Annotated in this window: 12 protein-coding genes; 7 read left to right on the top strand and 5 right to left on the bottom strand. The window is 71.5% G+C overall.

Annotated elements, in window-relative coordinates; all coding sequences use genetic code 11:
- Window positions 1-26: 26 nt before the first annotated feature.
- A complete protein-coding gene (locus tag ACZ69M_RS44935) occupies window positions 27-446 on the bottom strand; it encodes a DUF6114 domain-containing protein (RefSeq protein WP_470059376.1) in 420 nt (139 codons plus the stop codon).
- Window positions 446-1,102 (bottom strand): DUF6230 family protein, encoded by a 657-nt coding sequence (locus tag ACZ69M_RS44940; protein ID WP_143657170.1) that lies wholly within the window; start codon window positions 1,100-1,102, stop codon window positions 446-448. The genes ACZ69M_RS44935 and ACZ69M_RS44940 overlap by 1 nt, the downstream gene beginning before the upstream one ends.
- 663 nt (window positions 1,103-1,765) lie before the next feature.
- On the opposite strand from ACZ69M_RS44940, the gene ACZ69M_RS44945 reads away from it, so the two are divergent.
- Window positions 1,766-2,416 (top strand): Tat pathway signal sequence domain protein, encoded by a 651-nt coding sequence (locus tag ACZ69M_RS44945; protein WP_351426005.1) that lies wholly within the window; start codon window positions 1,766-1,768, stop codon window positions 2,414-2,416.
- Between the two features lie 34 nt (window positions 2,417-2,450).
- Here ACZ69M_RS44945 and ACZ69M_RS44950 read toward each other — a convergent pair whose 3' ends face one another.
- On the bottom strand, window positions 2,451-3,395 hold the full coding sequence (locus ACZ69M_RS44950) for a lytic polysaccharide monooxygenase auxiliary activity family 9 protein (protein ID WP_470059378.1): 945 nt from the start codon (window positions 3,393-3,395) through the stop codon (window positions 2,451-2,453).
- Between the two features lie 389 nt (window positions 3,396-3,784).
- Between ACZ69M_RS44950 and ACZ69M_RS44955 the strand changes: the two genes are divergently transcribed.
- From ACZ69M_RS44955 to cyc2, 3 genes are all read left to right on the top strand, one after another.
- Entirely contained in the window at window positions 3,785-5,602 is a 1,818-nt protein-coding gene (locus ACZ69M_RS44955) for a S8 family peptidase (protein ID WP_470059380.1), read from the top strand.
- Between the two features lie 77 nt (window positions 5,603-5,679).
- A complete protein-coding gene (locus ACZ69M_RS44960) occupies window positions 5,680-6,846 on the top strand; it encodes a damage-control phosphatase ARMT1 family protein (RefSeq protein WP_470059382.1) in 1,167 nt (388 codons plus the stop codon).
- A gap of 187 nt (window positions 6,847-7,033) precedes the next feature.
- Window positions 7,034-9,379 (top strand): germacradienol/geosmin synthase Cyc2, encoded by a 2,346-nt coding sequence (gene cyc2 / locus ACZ69M_RS44965; protein ID WP_470059384.1) that lies wholly within the window; start codon window positions 7,034-7,036, stop codon window positions 9,377-9,379.
- Here cyc2 and ACZ69M_RS44970 read toward each other — a convergent pair.
- Window positions 9,339-10,901, bottom strand: a complete 1,563-nt coding sequence (locus tag ACZ69M_RS44970; RefSeq protein WP_470059386.1) for a hypothetical protein — start codon at window positions 10,899-10,901, stop codon at window positions 9,339-9,341. The genes cyc2 and ACZ69M_RS44970 overlap by 41 nt on opposite strands.
- 38 nt (window positions 10,902-10,939) lie before the next feature.
- Window positions 10,940-11,731: a CTP synthase C-terminal region-related (seleno)protein gene (locus tag ACZ69M_RS44975; protein ID WP_470059388.1), complete on the bottom strand. Its 792-nt coding sequence runs from the start codon at window positions 11,729-11,731 to the stop codon at window positions 10,940-10,942.
- 117 nt (window positions 11,732-11,848) lie between these two features.
- Between ACZ69M_RS44975 and ACZ69M_RS44980 the strand changes: the two genes are divergently transcribed.
- The 3 genes from ACZ69M_RS44980 (at window position 11,849) to ACZ69M_RS44990 (ending at window position 14,746) form a co-directional block, all read left to right on the top strand.
- The gene (locus ACZ69M_RS44980) at window positions 11,849-12,715 is read left to right on the top strand and encodes a LysR family transcriptional regulator (protein ID WP_470059390.1); all 867 of its coding nucleotides are present in this window, start codon (window positions 11,849-11,851) and stop codon (window positions 12,713-12,715) included.
- 92 nt (window positions 12,716-12,807) lie between these two features.
- Window positions 12,808-13,446, top strand: a complete 639-nt coding sequence (locus ACZ69M_RS44985; RefSeq protein WP_470059392.1) for a PDZ domain-containing protein — start codon at window positions 12,808-12,810, stop codon at window positions 13,444-13,446.
- Between the two features lie 160 nt (window positions 13,447-13,606).
- Complete coding sequence (locus tag ACZ69M_RS44990) at window positions 13,607-14,746, top strand: aminopeptidase P family protein (protein WP_470059394.1); 1,140 nt, start codon at window positions 13,607-13,609, stop codon at window positions 14,744-14,746.
- Window positions 14,747-14,776 lie beyond the last annotated feature (30 nt).

The raw sequence follows: 14,776 nt of genomic DNA on the forward strand, positions 1-14,776 counted from the left end.
GGCGGACCCCTTCCGTTTCGCTTTCCCTACGCCTCGGTCGCCATCTGCTGCCGGCGGCGCCTGCGCAGCAGACGTCGCTTGCGCGGCTCCTGCTGGGGAAGCCAGCCGAAGGCCAGGCAACTGCCGGTCGCTCCGAGGAGGAGGCCGATGAAGAAGCCGCCGAGGTTGGAGGTGAGCCAGGTGCCGAGTGACAGGAGGATGCCGAGCAGGGAGTAGAAGAGGCGCTGCGTCGGGTTGAAGAGGATCAGCAGACCGCACAGGATCATGACCGTCGGCAGCAGATAGCCCGCCATGCCCTGCATTCCGATGTGCATGACGACCTTCAGGGACGCCTTCTCGGTGAGGAGGATCTCCGCCCCGCCCAGGGTGAGCAGCAGCCCGCCCCAGAAGGGGCGGTCCGCGCGCCACTGCCGGAAGCCGGATCGCAGATCCTGGACGGCCGGCATCAGCAGCCCGAGTCGCTGAAGCGGAGCTTGAGACCGGGGAGCTTGAACACGGCCGCCGTGGTGGAGTAGTTGGTCTGCCGCAGGTTCCCGATGTGGACGGTGTCGGCCTGCTGGCTGAAGACGCCCTTGTTCCCCTGGACCCCGGCCTTGTCGAGCGTGCTCGCGTCGTTGCCGATCTCGATGTTGTTGAAGGCCGCGTCGCCCGACAGCTCGGTCGAGTCGGTCGTCAGATTGGTCGCCTGGACCTTGTCCGTGCCACCGCCCGCGGTGATGACCAGGTTCGTACCGCCCAGGTCGACGCTCTGGCACAGCTTGGTGAGCGTCGCGTTCTTGATCGCGGAGGTGATGACGAGGACCTGGCCGCCGGTGTCGCCGGCGTTCGGGCTGCCGTCGGCCATGTTGTCGAGGTTGCCGAACTGCTCGAAGCCGGTGCCGTTGAGTTCGGTGGCCGTGACGGTGAACGGCATGCCGGAGATGGCGAACTGCACCCCCAGAGCGCCCTGGGCGGTGAGGATCATCAGTCCCGCGGCGACCGCGGTGGCAGGCACCGCCATCACCGCGGCGCGGCGCAGGCGGACCCGCCCGCGTCTGCCGGAACCGCTTTCGTTCTCGGGGGTCGAATCGGTGGACGCCGTGGCGTCCGAGGACGAGGCCATGTTCTGCTCCCTGGACATAGTCATGCAGGTGGGGCTTCAACGGGCACGTTGTCCTGGCGCGGACAGCGGCTGCCGCGCACGCCTCCTCGTAACTCCCGGCGTTCGCAAGGGCTTTCTCGTTACGCAGCAGTAGCCGACGTGGAAGTTACCGGGGGTTACATTCGTGGGTCAAGAGACTTGTGGCAAAGGGATGTTGATTGTGTACCACCTGTGGAGGCCCGGCCGTGCTGACCTCGGTCCCGGTCCCGCGACGCGCTGGTGGCCAGGTCGGCCGCCGCCTCGTTCCTGAGGCCGCGTTGACCTTCAACTTCCTTACTACGCCTTGACGTTGACCATTCATCAGGTCTAGAACTCTGCATGGTTTCCCTCGGATCCGTGGCGCCGGATCCGATGCGCGGCACGTACGCCACCTCCTGGACCCCCCGCTCCTCGCGGGGCGGCCGTGGCATGTCTGAACGTGCGGTGCGCTCCAACACCGAAACCGCCTCCCCCGCGGCACCGGCACGGCACTTTCCCCCCTGAGCCGTGTCCGGTCGCCCGGCTTCCGCTGCCGGTCCGTGACGTAAGGAGAAGGCGTCACGGACCGGCAGCGGTCCGCCGTGACGGCACGTCCGCGGCGGCCTCGTACCCACCCGCACCCCCGTCTGAGAAAGAGGCACCCCCATGCGCACTCGATCCCTGCTCGCCCTCCTCGGTACCGCCGCCGCGCTCTCGGTCTCCGCGATCGCCCCCGCCTCCGCGGACGACACCCCCGTGCTCACCGCCGGCGGAGCCGCCGTCGCCACCGGTGACGTCCTCACCGCCTCACTGGCGAGCGGCACCGCCGCCACGCTCTACTCCAGCGCGACCGGCACGAGCGGTGTCTCCTGTGCCGCGTCGACCTTCACCGCCTCCGTCACCGACAACCCGACGGCCCCGGGCACGGCCACCGAGTCCCTCAGCGCCCACACCTTCGGCAGTTGCACCAGCAATGTCATCGGCGTGCTCGGCGTCACCAGCGTCACGGTCAACAACCTCCCGTACACCACCACGGTCGCCTCCGGCGGCACGGTCACCGTGACCCCGGCCGCCGGCTCCACCATCCAGACCACCGTCGTGCTGCGCACCCTGCTGGGCAGCATCAACTGCGTCTACCAGGCGCCCAGCCTGACCGGCACGGCGAGCAACACCGACAACAGCATCACCTTCACCAACCAGGCGTTCGCGAAGTCCTCGGGCTCCTCGCTCTGCTTCAGCAGCGGCTACTTCACCGCGAAGTACGCGCCCGTCTCCGACACCACCCAGTCGGGCAGCCCGGCGGTCACCGTCAACTGACCCGAGCCGGAACCGAACCGACCCGGACGACCGGTCACCGACGGCGTCGCAGCGTGATGGCGACACCCGCGGTGAGCAGGAACGCGACCGCTCCCCCCGCCCCGGCGACGAGGGGGAGCGTGTTGCTGCCGCCGGACGAGCTGTCCGCGGCCGGCGCGAGATGGTCGGGCGCGGTCACCTCCGTCGTCGCCGCGGTGGTCTCCGGGGCGGGCGACGGTGACCGGTCGGTGGGTCCGGCCGTGGTCGCGGTCGGCTCCTGGCTGCGCTGAGCCGTCCGGCTCGCCGTCGGTGTCGTGCGCGCGGGAGACGAGGTCGTCGGCGCGGCGGCCCCGCCGCCGCTCGCGGCCGGGAAGACCACGTCCGAGCACGAGTAGTACGTGTCGCTCGTGCTCGTGTTCTGCCAGATCGTGTACAGCATCTGCCGGCCGGTCCGGTCGGAGGGCAGCGTGGCCTTGATCCGGTAGGCGCCGTTCACCAGCGCCGGATCGGTCGCGGTGGCGAACGGTTTCGTCGGCAGATCGGACCACTTGAGGGGCTTGGCCGGGTCGTACCCGGGCTTGGACAGATACAGCTTGAAGGTTCCCGTGTGCGGAATCGTCGAACTGTAGGAGAGCGTGAAGGTCGCACCCGGCGTCATCCGCGTGGAGGGCCAGTCGGCGCGGGCCAGGTTCAGCCCCTTGTAGGCGGGCAGCCCCCCGCTGCACAGCTGCCCGTCCGGGATCACCTGACGGTCCCTGCCGCCCACACCGGCGACCCGGAGGTTGTCCCAGGCGGTGAAGGGCGCGCCGTTCGCCGCGATCGCTGCCTTGCAGGCCGCCGTAGCGGTGTTGCTGCCGCCTTCCGGCGAACAGGCCACCACCCGGCTGACCGGATCCGTCGGCGCGCCGTGCGCCTGGGCCGGACCGACGGCCCACGTCAGAAGAAGCAGCGGGGCCGCCACGGCGACAGCGGCCGCGGTGGCGGTGCGGTGTGCGGTCATCCGGTGGGTCTCCTCGCGGGGTGGGGACGGGCGGGTGCGGCCGTACGGCATCGCGCGCAGGCGTGGCCGCACCGTGAAGTACGGGGGCACAGGGCCGTGCGTTCAGATGCGCGAGCCAGGTGAAACCGGGCACTCCCGGCCAACTGAGAGCCCTTGAGGGGTGGTTACCGGCCGGATCGAGGGTTTCCCCTGTATCCGTATTACCTGGGCTTTGCCTATCGTTCGGGCACAGCCGACCCACAGGCAACCCCTGACAGGTCGCTCGCGACGTACGGCCGGCCCCCGCGCCGCTTCTGGACTGCACCCCCCGCCGCTTCGACGACGAAGCGATTCGACCGCTGCTCCGCCGCGCCCTTCACCGCCCGGAGCCGGCCACGAAAGGCAAGCCCTTGCGTCCCGCCCCCTCACGAGAAGTCCGACGGAAGCTGATATCCGTCGCCGCGGTCTCCGCGGCCCTGCTGGCCGGAATGACCACCACGGTCGCCGCCGCCCAGCCGTCCACCGTGACCGCCACCAGCAGGGCGGCGGCCATCCCGGCGGCGCAGGCCGCCGCACAGGCCGTCGCCGCTCCCGCCGAGCGCCTCATCGTCGGCTACAAGTCCGGCGCCGCCGAGGCCACCTCCAACTCCGCCGCCTCCGCCGACGCCGAGACCAAGGGCAAGGAGGCGGGCGAGAACCTCGACTTCGCCCGCCGCCTCGGCACCGGCGCGGCCCTCGTCGGCCTCGGCGACAGGCTCGGTACGAAGGACGTCGCCGACGTCATCGCGCGGTACCGCGCCGACCCGCAGGTCGCGTACGCCGTACCGGACCGCCTGAACACGCCCCAGGCCGACCCGAACGACACCGAGTACACCAAGCAGTGGGACCTGTACGAGGCCAAGGCGGGCATGAACGTCCCCGGTGCCTGGTCCACCTCCACCGGCAGCGGGGTGACGGTCGCCGTCATCGACACCGGTTACGTGGCGCACTCCGACGTCGCCGCGAACATCGTCGCCGGATACGACTTCATCTCCGACACGGCGGTCTCCGTGGACGGCGACGGACGCGACAGCAACCCGGCCGACCCGGGCGACCACTACGCGGCGAACGAGTGCGGTTCCGGCATCCCGGCGAGCGACTCCTCCTGGCACGGCACGCACGTGGCGGGCACCATCGTCGCGGTCACCAACAACAACAAGGGCATCGCGGGCATCGCCTACGGCGCGAAGATCTCCCCGCTGCGCGTCCTCGGCAAGTGCGGCGGCTACGACTCCGACATCATCGACGCCATCACCTGGGCCTCGGGCGGCACCGTCTCCGGCGTCCCGGCCAACGCCAACGTCGCCAAGGTCGTCAACATGAGTCTCGGCGGCAGCGGCGCCTGCACCTCGGCCACCCAGAGCGCCATCACCGCCGCCGTGAACCGCGGCACCACGGTCGTCGTCGCGGCGGGCAACGACAACGACAACGCCGCCGGCTACTCCCCGGCGAGCTGCGACAACGTCATCACCGTCGCCGCGACCGGCCGCAGCGGCTCCCGGGCCTCCTACTCCAACTACGGCTCGATCGTCGACATCTCGGCCCCCGGCGGCGACATGAGCACCGCCACCGCCAACGGCATCTACTCCACGCTGAACTCCGGTACGAAGACCCCCTCCTCGGAGTCGTACGCGTACTACCAGGGCACGAGCATGGCCACCCCGCACATCGTGGGCCTGGTCGCGCTGATGAAGTCGGCCAACCCCTCGCTCACGCCGGCCCAGATCGAGACGGCCATCAAGAACAACGCCCGTGCCCTGCCCGGCACCTGCTCCGGCGGCTGCGGCGCGGGCCTCGCGGACGCGACGAAGACCGTGCAGGCCGTGAGCGGTGCGACCACGGGCATGACCTTCTCCAACACCACCGCCCTCTCGATCCCGGACAACGGGTCGGCCGTCGAGTCCTCGATCGCCGTCGGCGGCCGCAGCGGCAACGCGCCCTCCGCCCTCCAGGTCGGCGTCGACATCACCCACACCTACCGCGGTGACCTGGTCATCGACCTGGTCGCCCCGGACGGCTCGACGTACCGCCTGAAGTCCTCCAGCACCTCGGACTCCGCGGACAACGTCAACACCACCTACACGGTCGACGCGTCCACCGAGACCGCGAACGGCACGTGGAAGCTCCGCGTCCAGGACGTGGCCGCCTCGGACACCGGCAAGCTCAACAGCTGGAAACTGACCCTCTGAGCGCGGCCCACGGGGGGAGGGGCGGCTCACGCGCGGCGTGGGCCGCCCCTTTCGGCTCGGCCGGTACCGTGAGCCACATGTCTGAACCCGCCGACGCGCCCGTGATCCTCAGCGACGAGCCGGGCTCGTTCCCCTGGAGCGTGCTGGCCGAGCGGCATCCGGCGCTCATCCGGAAGGTCCGGGACGCCTTCCCCTACGGCCCCGAGCAGCACCGCGCGCTCGACGCCCTGCTGAAGAACGCCACCGAGGGCGTCATCGAACCGCTCGGCGAGCGGGCGGCGGACCGCGAGCAGTGGGAGCGGTGGGGCGCCGAGGAGTACACAGGCCGCTCCTGGTTCGACGTCCCCTTCCTCTGGTCCGAGAGCTACTTCTACCGCCAACTCCTCGAAGCCGTCGGCTATTTCACCCCCGGCCCCTGGAAGGGCATCGACCCCTTCCGCCCCTTCAAGCTCGCGGAACTCGACACCCCGGCGGCCGACGAGGAGCTCGCCGCCCTCGACCCGCTGGCCGAGCGCCCGGCCGAGGAGCGGGAGGAGGCTCTGCTGCACGGCTCGCTGTGGGGCAACCGGGCGGACCTCGGCTTCCGTCTCGCCGCCGCGGACGGGGGCTCGGTCGTCGACGCCCAACTGGTCGCCGACGACGGTGAGTCGCTGCGGTCCCTGTTCGCGGGCGGCACCCTCTGCCTGGTCGCGGACAACTCCGGCCGGGAACTCATCCCCGATCTGCTCCTGATCGACCACCTGCTCCACCACCGCCGCGTCGGGCGGGCGCTCCTGCACGTGAAGCCGTACCCGTACTACGTCTCGGACGCCACGACCGCCGACGTGGTCGACGCCCTGCGCCACCTCACCGGCGCGAAGGGCGCGGCGGCCGAGTCCGGCCACCGGCTGTGGGCGGCCCTGACCGACGGAGGCCTCACCGTCCGGGCCCACCCCTTCTCCTGTGCCCCGCTGCCGTACGCCGACATGCCCGACGACCTGCGCCGTGAGTTCGCCGAGGCCGATGTGACCGTCGTGAAGGGCGACCTGAACTACCGCCGCCTGGTCGGCGACCGGCGCTACCCCGCCACCACCCCCTTCGCGGAGCCCACCGCGTACTTCCCGGGCCCGGTCGCCGCCCTGCGCACCCTCAAGTCCGATGTGATCGTGGGCCTGGACGCCCGCACGGAGGCCGCCCTCGACGCGGCCGAGGGCGGACGCTGGCGCACGAGCGGCACACACGCCCTGATCCAGGTGCGGGCCTGAGAGCCAGGTGCGGGCCTGAGGGCCGGGTGCGGGCCTGAGGGTCGAGCGGCCACCAGCCGTGCACCGCGATCACCTTGTCGGCGCCGCCGTGCACTTCACTTGCCTCGAAAAGGGGTAAATTCACGCGATGGTGTGATCATGTCCCGCCCGGCGGATGCCCCCGGAGGGCCCTGGGTAGGGCCCGGCCATGACGCAGCCGTTCGAACTCCCGCACTTCTACATGCCGTATACCGCTCGGCTGAACCCGCACCTCGACGAGGCGCGCGCCCACACGGTCGAATGGGCCCGTGGGATGGGCATGTTGGAGGGCTCCGGCATCTGGGAACAGTCCGACCTCGACGCGCACGACTACGGGCTGCTCTGTGCGTACACCCACCCCGACTGCGACGGCCCGGCACTCTCGCTCATCACCGACTGGTACGTGTGGGTCTTCTTCTTCGACGACCACTTCCTGGAGACCTTCAAACGCACCCAGGACCGCGACGGAGGCAAGGCCTACCTCGACCGGCTGCCCCTCTTCATGCCGCTGGACCTCTCGACCCCCGTACCGGAGCCGGAGAATCCGGTCGAGGCGGGGCTCGCCGACCTCTGGGCGCGCACGGTGCCCGCGATGTCGGTGGACTGGCGCAAGCGGTTCGCGGTGTCCACGGAGCACCTGCTCAACGAGTCGATGTGGGAGCTCTCCAACATCAACGAGGGACGGATCGCCAACCCCGTCGAGTACATCGAGATGCGCCGCAAGGTGGGCGGCGCCCCCTGGTCGGCGGGGCTCGTGGAGTACGCGACGGCCGAGGTGCCGGCCTCCGTCGCGGGGACGCGCCCGCTGCGGGTGCTGATGGAGACGTTCTCCGACGGGGTCCATCTGCGCAACGACCTGTTCTCCTACCAGCGCGAGGTCGAGGAAGAAGGCGAGCTCAGCAACGGCATCCTCGTCCTGGAGACCTTCTTCGGCTGCACCACCCAGGAGGCCGCCGAGACCGTCAACGACATCCTCACCTCACGCCTGCACCAGTTCGAGCACACGGCCCTCACCGAAGTGCCCGCACTCGCCGCGGAGAAGGGGCTCACCCCGGACCAGGTCGCCGCCGTCGCCGCGTACACCCAGGGGCTCCAGGACTGGCAGTCGGGCGGCCACGAGTGGCACCTGCGCTCCAGCCGCTATATGAACAAGGGGGCGGTGGAGGGCAGTCGGCCGCTCGGCAGAGCCGGGTTCGGCACCTCGGCCGTCGACATCGGCGCCCTGCTCTCCGCGGCCGGGGCGCAGCGGCTGCGCAGGTACACCCATGTCCCGTACCAGAAGGTCGGCCCGTCCCTGCTCCCCGACTTCTACATGCCCTTCGAGCTCACCCTCAGCCCCCACCTGGACGGCGCCCGCGACCGCCTCACCGGCTGGATGTACGAGAAGGGCATGCTCCAGGAGGGCGTCTGGGACGAGGACAAGCTGGACGCTTACGACCTTCCGCTGTGCGCCGCGGGCATCCACCCGGACGCGACCGAGGAGGCCCTCGACCTCGGCTCGCAGTGGCTGGCCTGGGGGACGTACGGCGACGACTACTACCCGCTGGTCTTCGGACACCGCCGCGACCTGGCGGCGGCCAGGGCGACCACCGAACGCCTCTCGGCCTGCATGCCCATCGACGGCGAGCCGACCCCGGTCCCGGTCAACGCCATGGAGCACGGCCTCCTCGACCTGTGGGAGCGCACGGCGGCGACGATGACGCCGGACGAGCGGCGCAAGCTGCGCGGTGACGTGGACAAGATGACGGAGAGCTGGGTGTGGGAGCTGTCGAACCAGCTCCAGCACCGCATCCCGGACCCGGTCGACTACCTGGAGATGCGCCGCGCCACCTTCGGCTCCGACCTCACCCTGAACCTGTGCCGCCTGGGCCACGGCCCCAAGGTCCCGCCCGAGGTGTACCGGAGCGGTCCCGTCCGGTCGTTGGAGAACGCCGCCATCGACTACGCGATGCTGATCAACGACGTCTTCTCGTACCAGAAGGAGATCGAGTACGAGGGCGAGGTCCACAACGCGATCCTCGTCGTGCAGAACTTCTTCGGCTGCGACTACCCGACCGGCCTCGGCATCGTCCACGACCTGATGACCCAGCGCATGCAGCAGTTCCAGCACGTCGCCGCCCATGAACTGCCCGTGCTGTACGAGGACTTCAAGCTCTCGCCGGAGGTGCGCGGCATCATGGACGGCTATGTGGTGCAACTCGAGAACTGGCTGTCCGGAATCCTGAAGTGGCACCAGGACTGCCACCGTTACGGCGCCGAGGACCTGGCCCGCCGGGCCCACGGCTTCCTGCCGGACCGGGCCCCCGCGGTCCCGTTCCCCGGGGCGGCGGCCGGGACCGTGCCGGTACCGGGGCCGGTGCTCGGTCCGCACGACAGGGCGGAGACGGAAGTCCCGCCGGACCTCACTCCCCGGACCGCAGCAGGTGCCACCCCGTCGTTCGCCCTGCCGAAGGGAGTGGGAGCCGCCGCGGAGTTCAGCCTGCCGAAGGCTGAGGCGGTGTCTGCTCCGCACTGACGCCGGCATCGGGGTTCGCACCGGTGTCCGTGTTCGCCCTGGCCGTCCGGGAGAGTCTCGCCAGGAGCTCCCCGGCGGCCACGGTGACGGCCCGGACCTCGTCGGCGAGCGCCGGGTCGGTGGCCGCGGTCCGGGCGAGCGCGTCGTGCTCCTCGACGATGTACGCGCCCAGGTTGGTGCGCCACCAGTGCTCCAGCGAGCCGTCGCTGTCGCCGACGCCGCCGTCCGGCTCGGGGAGGGTGTCCCGCAGCGACGCCAACGTGCGTATCGCCGCGCCGAACCGGCCCTCCTCCCGCTCCAGCCGGGCGAGCCTGAGAAGGGCCGAGACGCGGTCCCAGGCCCTGGTCTGCAGGGGCACGTACAGACGCTGGGCGCGCAGCGCCTGAAAGGTGTCACCCAATTGCTCGAACTCGTGGACGAGCGAGCTCAGTTGAGAGGCGTCGCGGCGCTCCATGGCCTTGCTCTCCCGCGCGTCGCAGTACGCCCGGAAGTCGATGTCGTCCAGCCGGCGGATCAGCGCGGCACGGGCGAGCTCCATCAGACCCTGTTCGTGGGCGAGGCCGGTCCAGGTGAACAGCGGCTCGTCGGCGGCGTCGGTGCCGAAGAGAGATTCGTCCAGGTCGCGCGCCCACCTCCGCAGCTCGGCCGGATCAGCACCCGGCTCGGGCATCCCACCGAGTCCGCACCAGGTGTCGAAGTCCGTCTCACGGACCTCGTACAGCAGCGGCAGATCCTCCGCATGTCCGCGCAGGCCCACCAGGACGGCGGCGAGCCGCAGTTCGTCGGTCATCGACGCCTCGGCCTCGTGCCTCAGCAGATGTCGCAGCAGCGGCAGATCGCCCTCACGCCGGTCGAACTGGGCGGCGCGCAGCGCGAGCGCCCGGCGCGCACGGTCCCCGGCCACCTCGTCCCACGCCGAGCCCTCGCGCAGCAGCGCGAGGTCGGTGCGGCCCCGCGCGAGGACCGCATCCCACAGCGGAGGGCGAGGGTGGCGGTCGAGGAGGCCGTGCGCGCCGCCCTCCTCCGCGTTCAGGAGGAGGAAGTCGGGCTCGGTGCGCAGCAGGGCCGCATGCAGCAGGCCGACGAGCTCGACGGGCGAGCGCTCGGGCAGGCCGAGACCGGCCCGCAGCTCGCTCCGCTCGTCGTCGATCCCGTGGTACTCCCGGATCTCCTCCTCCGTCTCGGCGACCGCCGCGCGGATCTTCTCCTCGCCGTCGGCCGGCGCGAGCCCCAGGTGGTCGTGCCAGCCGGGCAGCCCGACCAGCACCTCCAACGCCTCGTCGACGCTGTTGCCGATGATTCCGGCGGAGCCCTCCGAGTCCGCGTACAGCACGGAGCCGTCCCCGCACACGAAATACGTGCCGCCCGTGTCGTCCCCCGCCACCGCCTCCAGCGGACCCCCCGAGGCGAGCCGGACGTCCTCGACGTGGTCGGCACGGGCCAGGTCGAAGTTGAAGGGGAACGCGGCCAGTTCGGCCAGGTGGGGCTGCTCCCGGAGCAGCCGCAGGGCGTGATCGCTCATACCGCCGAACGTAACAGCCGGCACTGACAACGGCTCCGTCACACCGGCTGACGCCGTCCGCCGACCACGTCGACCTCGTCGGCCCCGCCGACCGCGCCGGGTTCCCGGAGCCTTCCGACGGCCGCGTGTGCCACGGCGGCTCGTGCCAGCGCCCGCACGATCGGGTGCGGGCGTGAGCCGTCCCCGTACTGCTCCGGCTGGAAGAGGGTGCCCAGGAAGAAGGGGTGGCCCGGGAGTTCGACGATCCGTACGTTTCCGTCCTCGTCGTGGCCGCTGAAGCGCAGGCCGTGGGCGCGCAGGGTGTCGAGATGGCGGGTGGGGCCGTACGCGCAGAAGTAGCGCTCGACCGTCCGCTCGGCGCCCATCACCGACTGGGCGAGCGAACCCGGTTCGATGGTGACGGTGGCCTGGTGGCCCAGCAGGGAACAGGTGAGCGGTTCGATGAGAAGGTCCTCGGCGTCGGGGTCCTGCTCGGCGTGCGCGACACGGGTGAGCCCGCAGACGTCGCGCGCGAACTCCAGGAGCGCGTGCTGGAATCCGCCGCACGTGCCCAGGAACGGGATGCCCCCCTCGCGCGCGGTGCGGATCGCGGTGAGGGTCCCCGCCTCGCTGCGGTACGGGCTGCCGGGCAGCACCCACACCGCGTCGAAGCCGCGCACCGCGGCCGGGTCCTCGGCGTCCTCGGACGGCACCCAGTAGGCGTCGAGGACGAGGCGGTCGCGGGTGGCCAGGGCGTCCAGGAGAAGGGGGACGCGGGTGTGGGCGAGGACGTTCGGGGAGCGGTCGCCCACGAGGGCGAGGCGAGCGGGCTGCGCCGCGATGTTCGTCATGCCCTCATCCTCGGCGGGCCCGCTCGTTCACGTCCAACGATGATTACTGTACCTTCGATAAGCAACGCTGATGGGAATGCTGGTGCGGTACAGGTTCCGTACGGGATCCTGGAGCGCATGGATCCGCATCTCCTGCGCACTTACGTCACCGTGGCCCGCGTCGCCTCCTTCTCGGAGGCCGCCCGGGAACTCGGCTACACCCAGTCCGCGGTGTCCCAGCACATCGCCGCGCTGGAGCAGGACCTCGGCGCGCCCCTGCTGACCCGGCGCCCCGTGGCACCGACGGCGGCGGGTGAACGGCTCCTCGAACACGCCGGGCCGCTGCTGCTGCGCCTGGACGCGGCCCGCGCGGACGTCGTACGGATGGTGGGCGCGCCCGAGCACGGACTGACGCTCGCGACGACACCGACGGCGCTCGGTTCGCGCACGCTCGCGGCGCTGCCCGCCGCCGGGGTGACCCTGCGGGTGCTGGCCCGCGAGGAGATCCCCGCCGCCGTCGCGCAGGGCGCGGCGGAACTCGGCCTGGTGGACGGACTGACGGCGCCCAACGACCCCTTGCACCATCCCGACGTGGCCCCGCTGACAACGTACGGCGTCGGCGAGGAACCCGTCTGCGTGCTGCTGCCCGAGACCCATCCGCTCGCCCGGCGCGATGGGCTGCGCCTCGCCGATCTCGTCGACGCCCGCTGGCTGGACGCCCCCGACGCGGGACTGCCCCTGGCCCACCTCCGCCGGGCGAACGGCAGCGGGGGCTTCCGCCCGGCCCTGCGTTACGAGGGCACCGACGTGCGCACCCTCGCCGTCCTGGCCGCCGCCGGGCACGGCCTCACCCTGCTGCCTCGGGCTGCGGCCACCGGCGTCCCCGGGGCGGTGGCCGTCCCGCTCGTGGCGCCGCGCCTGGTGCACCGGACGGAACTGGTGCACAGCGGGTCGCCGCGCGGAGCCGCCGCGGCCGTGGTGGACACACTTCTCGAACGCGTTTGACAGTCTCACTCGTTCGTGAATCGTCGTGCGCCGGAGCGCAGGGTAGAGCAACAGCCGGGGGCGGTCCGTAGAGCATCTGCCGGAGGCGATCCATGGAACAGGCCGCACTGCGTCCCAAACCGATGCCCGGTCAGGATCCGGGCGGTGACGGGAGTCCGACCGGCACCACCAAGCGCCCGCACGCCGCGCGACGGCGTGGCAGGCGGCTGATGTCCCTGCTCTTCGGTCTCCTCGTCGCGGCCGTGCTGGTCCTGTCGGGCGTCGGACTCGGAACCGTGGGCGCCACGGTGATCGGTATGAGCAGGCTGGCGGACTTCCAGAAGCGGGCGGAGGCGGCGCAGGGGCCGTCCGGCCGGCCGTCCCGGCCCGGACAGGCCTCCGGCGCGCCGCAGGCCGGTGGCACCAAGTCGGCGCCCGGCGGCGGGAGTCCGGTCGCTTCGACGGCACCGGAGCCCGCGCCCGGGAAGGCCACGCTCGGCATCGAGGCGGTCGACGCCCCCCACGGCGGGGGCGCGCTCGTCGTCGGTGTGCACATCCCCGGCGCCGGCTACACCGCGGGCCTGGTCCGCGGTGACACCCTGACCGCCTTCGGCGGGACACGGCTCGGCTCGGCCGGCGACCTCGCGCGGTCGGTCTCGACCGCGGACCCCGGGACGACAGTGACGCTCGACGTGCGCCACGCCAACGGCAACCACCAGCAATTGTCCACGGTCCCGGGCATCGTGACCTGACGCCGAATCCGAGCATGGGAGCTAATGGAATGGAAGCGATCAACCATTAGTTGAGCTCCCGGACCGACGCCATGGCCGCAACCGGCTCGCGTCCGCATCGGCGAACGGGCAGGATGCTGCCCGTAGCCCCTGGGGAAACTCCGGACAGACGGAGGCATGGATGACCGGCACGCCCGCGCGCTTCACCGCCGGTGACCCCGCGCCCTTCACCGCCGGTGACTACGAGTCCCGTATGCGGCGCGCGGCCGAGGCCGCCGCGGACGCGGGACTCGACGGCGTCCTGATCGCCCCCGGGCCCGATCTGATGTGGCTGACCGGCTACCGGCCCGTGGAGACCGAACGCCTCACTCTGCTGGTGCTCAGGGCCGGGCAGGACCCCGTGCTGGTCGTGCCGACCCTGGAGGCCCCGGACGCGGCAGCGGCGGCTCCCATGCTGACCCTGCGCGACTGGACCGACGGCAAGGACCCGTACGCGGCGGCCGCGTCCCTGGTCGGGAGCGACGGCCGCTTCGGTGTCAGCGACAACTCCTGGGCCCTGCATCTCCTCGGCCTCCAGCAGCGGCTGCCGGACACGCGGTACGTGGCGCTCACCGAAGCCCTGCCAATGCTGCGGGCGGTCAAGGACGCGGCGGAGGTGGCGCGACTGGCGGAGGCCGGGGCGGCCGCGGACGCCGCGTACGAGGAGATCCGGAAGGTGCCCTTCGCGGGCCGCAGGGAGGCCGACGTCGCCGCCGACCTCGCCGAGCTGCTGCGGCATTTCGGGCACTCCCAGGTCGACTTCACCATCGTCGCCTCGGGCCCGAACGGCGCCAACCCGCACCACGAGGCGGGCGAGCGCGTCATCGAGCGCGGCGACATGGTCGTCCTCGACTTCGGCGGTCTCAAGCACGGCTACGGCTCCGACACCTCCCGCACGGTCCACGTCGGCGAGCCGGACCTCGAGGAGCGCCGGGTGCACGACGTCGTGCGCGCGGCCCAGGAGGCGGGCGTCGCGGCGGTCCGGCCGGGGGCCGCGTGCCAGGACGTCGACCGGGCGGCCCGCGCCGTCATCACCGAGGCGGGATACGGCGAGTACTTCATCCACCGCACCGGGCACGGCATCGGCGTCACCACCCACGAACCGCCGTACATGATCGAGGGCGAGGAACTGCCCCTCGTGCCCGGGATGTGCTTCTCCGTGGAGCCCGGCATCTATCTGCCCGGCCGCTTCGGGGTACGCATCGAGGACATCGTGACGGTGACCGAGGAGGGCGGATGGCGCCTCAACACCACGTCCCGCGAGATGGCGATCGTCGACTGACCGGCCACCAGGAGTACCCCCCAGGGCCTC

This window comes from Streptomyces sp. NPDC107454, from assembly GCF_055582885.1.